Source organism: Facilibium subflavum (genome assembly GCF_003574485.1).
Classification (GTDB): Bacteria; Pseudomonadota; Gammaproteobacteria; order Francisellales; family Francisellaceae; genus Facilibium; species Facilibium subflavum.
Genome location: NZ_QLIT01000055.1, coordinates 1 through 6,100, shown reverse-complemented (window position 1 = coordinate 6,100; position 6,100 = coordinate 1). Strand labels below are relative to the sequence as shown.

Below are 6,100 nucleotides of genomic sequence, written 5' to 3'. Positions count from 1 at the left end.
GATGGTGTTATTCCACCGGGCGGGTGTAAGTTAATTATTATGGGTGGTAATACAGTTCCACTGGGAACATATGAATTTGATTTTATGATTGATGGTAAAAAATTTAAATCGCTTTCTTTGGTGGTTAAGCATATAGATTAACTGGAGCGTTTCATATGACCAACATTGATAGTTTCTTAAAGCGTTGTATATTTGTTGCTGCTGTTTTAAGCTCTTTTTGTATTTTTGCTTATGGAGAACCTCGCCAAATAGGTAATGGAATTGAGGTTGACCATAATTTATTCCAACTTAATAATATTCAGGATGTGTTGAAAATAGATAATCAGAAACAAGTTACTGAACATCTTGAATGGCATTATGGTCCAACGGCACAACTAGTTGTCATTCCTTATACACCTTCTACAGATGGTAGAGGAGATAGTACTGATAAAGATAATAAACGCTATTATCAGATGGTGTATCCTGTTGTACAGAAAATCACGCTGAAACAAGGGAATTTTAATTTAGAAAGTAATGAAAAAGAAAATATTATTCATGTTGCTGTAAACCGTGTTGATCCAGGCACAAAAAATATCATTGAAATGCAGGGTAGAATAGATAATTTAAATGTTAACTGCCGGAACAATGTTTGTATTATTCGATATGAATATATATTGCCTGAAGATTTTGACGGCAAAGACTTTATGTTACAGACTGGCTTTACATTTACCCAATATTTGTCCGGAGTAAAAAGAGTCTATGAAAGCATACAATACGTTCCTTTTCAAATAAAAAAAGAAAGCCTTTTTACACACCCGGCTGTTATCTTAGAGAATAACCGACTACAGAGTAAGCCTTATCTGGAAGAAAGTGGGAGAAGGCAAAACAGCTCAGTTATGTTTCGTTTTTTAAATGTCGGTAGCTCGCCAGCAATTCGTGCTAACTCAGATAGTCATTTAATTAACGTAAAGATCAAGCCTGATGAAAACGTTGTTGATGCAACTTTAACCTCAATAAGTGGAGATATCGATACGGCTTCCTTTTGCTTAGGGTATGATAAGTTAGCGCCAGGAATGATCTGTACTGAATCATTTAAATATGACCCTGGGTATAATGCGAGCAAAAAAAATCATGAAGATATTACAGGATCTATTCAGATAGATAGCTATAAAAAAAAGGAAATATATTCATCTCGAACAAAGTTTAATATTAGCTCGGGTATATTTAATAGTTACATCGAAGATGTTGAAAGGCCTGCAAATGCAAAAATTAATTTATGGCTTGAGCCATTAAAGCTTGTTATGGACCAGTATACAGAGATATCAAAGTATCGCCCGGTATATTGTATCCAACCTGAAAACGTTAAAATATATACAGAAATTAGTAAAAAAGGGGTAAATGAATATAGCTCTAACCATCAGCTGCAAAACATTCAACTTAAGCAAAACACAGTAAAACAATGCGAAGAAATATTAGAAAATCAATCCTGCTTTGAAACAAATGCTAAAGTTGCTTGTCAGTTAGAGTTTGAAAAAAATGAAGGATTATATTTAAAAGCGTCTGATCTTTATGTTGAGTATAATGATCCAACATTAGTAAATAAGAGGTTTAAGCAATTTATTGGTCATATTGTCCAAGAGTCAGATTTTAATTTCTCTAATTTATTATTTCTTAAGCAAGAAGCAATATCAACAAGGATTGACGGTGTTAGATATATGCTCGTATATACGCCTGAAATACGGCCATATAACTTTTCAAAACCATGGTATGCTCCTGAGTTAGATTCAGGGTATCGTGTGCCCGTGCAGGATACTTATAAGGCTTTCTGGCTAAGATGGCGAGTTGATGCTTATAAGTGGGTGGATTTTAAGCATGCTGAGTCAACCAGTGGTGATGGTAAGCTTGCAAAACCGGCCATGTCAATGCATACATTGCAATTTCATTGTGATTTTGATAACACAGATCAGCTAAAATGCTATACAATGTCAGACACACTATTACATATCCATGGCCAACCTAGAAAGCCGAACCAATTAGACTTTTTAAACGCAGAAGCTTTTGATGTGGATATGCATATTACAGTGAGCGACATTCGCTTAAGTCAATTACATGATGCGCACTTTTTAAAAGTATTACCTTATTTTTTCCCAGAGCTATCAGACCGTGTCGGTTATTTTATTGACATTACACATAGCCCATACCAGAAAAAACTGCATATTAAATATACTGGTGATGCAGGGCGATTATATGTTGCGCAAGGTGATGTTGATGAGGGCTTTTATAACACCTATTTAGCAAAAATTTTGCCTAAAAATGCTCAGCTGGCTAATATATTTGAAGCAAAAGAAATATTAATTCCAAGAAAAGATAGTTTAGATCAAACTGCATTGGTATTGGATTTACTCAAAAACAGGACTGAGGTAACGTTACGGTTTTTGTATGTTAATAATGATCAGGCGAATAAAGATAATCCGACTTATACGTATTATAACACTATTTTAACATTAACGTGTCGCTCGGGTGGGTCAGCACTTGATATAGAATGTATTGATGAAGCTGGTGATTATTCTATATTTGATAATATAAAGTATCAGTTTGTGAAGAAAAATGAGTATGAATATGACCTTATATTAACGAACACGGAGAGTTCTAAAGAGACTAAATATACATCTTCTGATCACCTATCTACCGATGATGAGTGGTCAAGTAGTAATGGCCGTTATGGCCTTAAGTTTGAGCATGGGAAAGGCTTTATAGTAACAGATTATGAAGATAATATTCAATGGGCGTTAACGCGGTTAAATCAGGATCTTTTACAGCGTTATAAAGACCTTGGCTGGGGTCCAGCAATTGACAGCTCCAAACTTAAAATCTGCGGTAATGAAATTTGGTTTGGTAGTGGTGTAGCAAGCAATAATGGTGCCTGGGCGAAATACTTTACTTTAAATATGGAAGATGGTTCACAAGGCGTTGCTGAGCATGGGGCAGAATGTCCGGATGATAAGCGTAACAGTACATTTTTGCAAGTACAAAATGATGGTAATGTTGTGCTTTACAAAGGTGGTAGTGCCGACCCAGATAATGCAATTTGGGCAAGTAAGTGGGAAGGTCAAAGCCAGGTGTTGGTTGAAGAAAGTCAGGAAAAATATTTCACAAGAGATGATATATTAGCGTATAACGGCAAGGTTTGGCTTAATAATAATGGAACTTATGCATTAAAGCTTGTTAAAAAACCAGTAAAGATGATTAACACGGATAATATTTTCGAGAGAGTTGTGCTTGTGGTTGAACATTTACAAACAGGGACGCAAAGGCAGTTGGAATTCTCTGAAAAAATGATGTCTCATTGGACAAATAGTACGACATTTGATGTGGATCAAATGGCCTTTTATTTTGATCATGAATATCTGTTTATTGGCTACGAGTCGTTATGGAAATGGAACCAGCTTTTTAGTGGTGAGGCGGCAAGGGAATACAGAAATTCCAGTGCAGTAAAATATAATGTGATCACCGGAGAGAGTTTTATGGATAATGATAAAGATAAACTACGTGTCACATCAACTTATGGTCCTTCAAAATACGTTATGCAATTCCGTGATGATGGCCAACTGCTCTATATTGAAAAAGATAAAGAAACAGATCGCATACTAAACACATGGGTGCTTGAGTAGCGTTAAGATAAAAGAGGATTTAATATGGCTGGACAAAAAGTTGTAGGACATAAGCCGCTAAATAGCTTTTGGCAAGCGTTACTAATATTGATGCAGCGCTATATCAATTTTGGTGTTGTGCTAATTATATCATTTTTCTGTGTGAACTTTGTATATGCTGATGACGATAATATTCCTGTGCCTGAGCTTTGTCATTTTGATATTGTCTTGAAAAACAACAACCATAATACAGTACCGATTAAAATATGGGTAGCAAGTTTTGATAGACCAGTTTACGGTTGGTATAAAGGAGATAATCCCCCGCCAATAGAACATGTTCCACACTCTGATTTTAAACTTGTTGCAACTTTAAAGCAGAATGAGCAAGCACATTTTAACAGACATACTCTTGGTGGGTGGGACAGTAAAATCACTGGACGTGATCCAACAGAAAAAGTACAAGGGTATCGATATTTATTTAAGATTGAAAATATCCAAAACAGGCATCAGGTTTTGGGCACTTATTATTTCTATATGAGTTGTAAAGCCTATTATAGGGGAGGGAAAAAAAGCGCTAAAACTGGTTTTGTTGAAATTGGGTCTTGGGTTCCTTTTGGTGATGAGTTTATGCGAGTAGCAGAGATGAAGGTTTCTTGTAGGGAGTATTCGAAATACACCTTTGTCATAAAAGATAAAAGACAAATACCCTATATGCAGCCAGAGCATGCAAAGTATCATAAGCGACATGAGATGTCCTTTTCTACTAATCAGTGCACAGAAGAGTAGGAAAATAATGTCAGCTGGAAAACACTTATCTTGCCTATTTTTAAGCCTTTATGTTAGTACAGTTGTTGCTGATATTGGTGTGTGGGGGAATATTATTATGATTAATGATCTAGGTAGGGAAGATCAGCCATCACTAACAGGATTTCGTGTAAGTAACAACAGCCCCTATGCGGTTGAGTTTTTAGGTGCTAATGGTGGAGGTGTTCAATTTAATACAATAGAAGATAACTTTAACACACCAGAAGGTGCCGAGTATACCTTTACGAATCGGTTTCTAGCATTAGAAGATGATACGCCTGAAGCGCAGGCTTTTTTCCGTATTTGTCCCCATGGTTATTCAAGATGTTTGTATTTTAAACTTGTATCGCTTCGTCGTGATTATGGCTTTTATGGTTATACAGGTAATAAGGCAGCTGATGAACATCAAAAAGACTTTAAAGGCTACGTACAATCTTTAACTACTGTCTCCCCGGTGGAGGCTGCATTAACAAGCCATGGTGTTTCTTTTGTCACGATCATGGGAGGGCTATATAATTTACAACGTATTGCAAGCTATCAAAAAATGGTGAACTCACTGCAAGCTGAGCTTGGAACAGCAACAAAGAATCTACTAAATGCATCAAATAAAGCCAATCTGACAAGTCAAGATATTCAGCAGCTTAATAGTGATATTTCCGTTGCCCAAAATAACATAAAAGAAATGAAAAGCGAAATAAATGAGATGAAGAATTTCAGGAAAAAATATGGTAGTGCTGAAAATAAGACCGCTTTGTTTAAAGATGGCAAAGAAAATTTCCAGCACTACCATAATAATATGAAGTCAACAGAAAAAATGGTAACAAACTTAAAAAAGGAGGAGTTTAAGCTGACAACAAAACATGAAAGTAGAGCCAATAAACTCAATACAGCAAAACAGAATTATGATCATTTAAGAAATAAGATCCAATCAGCACAAGCAAATATAAAAAAAACAGGCGTAGGAAGGGCTGTTAATTCCAAATTTTGGACAACGTTTACGATGGTTGTTATTCCTGTTATAGCAACATATGTCGGCTTATTAAGAAGTACACGTGGCTCTCACCAGGGCTTATGGGAAACAGCTTTTATGGCTTATAGCTTAGAGAAAATCACTCAGGACGATGTAAATATGTATAGCTTTATTCCTGAGGAAGCTTTACAAACGGATTTTGATTTTATAGATGGGAATACCGCGTCTGAAACAATACGCTTGTCATTTGATGGTGATGATATTGATAACCAGCCTATTGTGGAAATGAGTTTATCTGTACTAAGCAATGTTTGGAACCGTGCGCTTATTCGTAAGGATAAAGAAGGTGACTGGGGGGAGGATAAGTTTCGCGGGGTATTGAAAGAAGAGGCGCGTTGGGGAGTTCCAGAAGTGGAATGGAAACAGTCTGGGGCTTTGCTATTATCTATCAAATCATTTAATGATCTAGAGTTTATTAATTTATATCAGTCTGAAAAAGAAGCCAGGGAGTTAATGGACATTGGAACCTCAAGTATGATGATATTTGATGCCCCAGAGCTTTATAGAGGGGATGCGGATTTATCAAAGATTAATTTAGAGCAGGATTTGCGTGTGCTTGAGGCAAGCAGTAATGACGATCAAGATACTAAAACACTGCCTTTAGAGGCATTATCAATCAAAAATGGTGAATATGGTA

At 36.1% G+C, this 6,100-nt stretch carries 3 protein-coding genes; all 3 read left to right on the top strand.

Features of this window, described 5'->3' with window-relative positions; genetic code table 11:
• The first annotated feature begins 155 nt into the window (after window positions 1–155).
• Entirely contained in the window at window positions 156–3,650 is a 3,495-nt protein-coding gene (locus DNK84_RS04535) for a hypothetical protein (protein ID WP_119343382.1), read from the top strand.
• Window positions 3,651–3,674: 24 nt separating this feature from the next.
• The gene (locus DNK84_RS04530; RefSeq protein WP_119343381.1) at window positions 3,675–4,415 is read left to right on the top strand and encodes a hypothetical protein; all 741 of its coding nucleotides are present in this window, start codon (window positions 3,675–3,677) and stop codon (window positions 4,413–4,415) included.
• 7 nt (window positions 4,416–4,422) lie between these two features.
• The coding region (locus tag DNK84_RS04525) for a coiled-coil domain-containing protein (protein ID WP_162902218.1) at window positions 4,423–6,100 on the top strand (1,678 nt) is incomplete at its 3' end.